The organism is Vreelandella rituensis (assembly GCF_003336665.1).
GTDB classification, from domain to species: domain Bacteria; phylum Pseudomonadota; class Gammaproteobacteria; order Pseudomonadales; family Halomonadaceae; genus Vreelandella; species Vreelandella rituensis.
Genome location: NZ_QPIJ01000158.1, coordinates 1 through 1,049 on the forward strand (window position 1 = coordinate 1; position 1,049 = coordinate 1,049).

The 1,049-nt window shown below is 59.1% G+C and carries 1 pseudogene; it reads left to right on the forward strand.

The window, feature by feature from the left end:
* Positions 1-197 precede the first annotated feature (197 nt).
* Positions 198-1,049 (forward strand): annotated as a pseudogene (gene iscB / locus DU506_RS21255) (RNA-guided endonuclease IscB); the annotation flags it as partial.

The following is a 1,049-nucleotide window of genomic DNA, read 5'->3' on the forward strand; positions in this document are numbered from 1 at the left end:
ATGCTTCGCTCAGTTCGGCGCTCTGGAAGGTCAGGATCACGCTGGTGAAAGGTAAAGCGCCGAAGGTTCTGATCGCTACCACAAGGTAGGAGCCGGTTGCAGACATTCCCGAGGGGAGACACCAGGCCCGTAAGGGTTCTATTGAAGAAGGAGATCGCATGGCGGTGTTCGTATTGGGAAAGAACAAGCAGCCGTTAATGCCGTGTAGCGAAAAACGCGCACGGCTATTGCTGGAGCGTGGTCGGGCGGTGGTGGTGAACCTGACCCCTTTTGTGATCCGGTTGCGGGATCGCTGCCTGAGTGACTGCACCTTGCAGCCAACCCTGCTGGCTGCCGATCCGGGCAGCAAGGAAACCGGCCTGACGCTGATGCGGCTGGAAAACAACGCAACGGAAGAAAAGGCACCGGCAACCCGCCATGTGCTTTGCCTATTTCAGTTGGTGCATCGGGGCTTCCAGATTCGCCAAGCCTTGGAGCAACGTGCCGGTTTTCGGCGTCGGCGTCGCAGCAAGAACCTGCGCCATCGCAAGCCACGCTTCGACAACCGGACGCGCAAGAAGGGCTGGNGACCATGGCCTGGGTGGACAAGCTGTGCCGTTGGGCACCCGTGACTCACCTGAGCATGGAGCTGGTGCGATTCGATATGCAGAAGATGGAAAACCCGGAGATTTCCGGCGTCGAGTACCAGCAAGGCACGCTCCTGGGCTATGAGGTGCGCGAATACCTGCTCGAAAAATGGGGTAGAGAGTGCGCCTACTGCGGTACCGGTGATACGCCCCTGGAGATCGAGCATGTGGTAGCGAGATCTCGGGACGGCTCTAGCCGGGTGAGCAACCTGACCGTCGCCTGTCACGACTGCAATATCGCTAAGGATAATCAGTCGCTTGCCGACTTCTTTGCCACCGACAAGGGACTCAAGAAACGCCTCAAAGCCAATGGCCTGTCGGCGGAAATGCGCTTGGCTCGGGTGCAGCGCCAGCTCAAATTACCGCTGCGGGATGCCACCGCTGTCAATGCCACCCGCTGGGCACTGTTCGGTGCAATGAAGT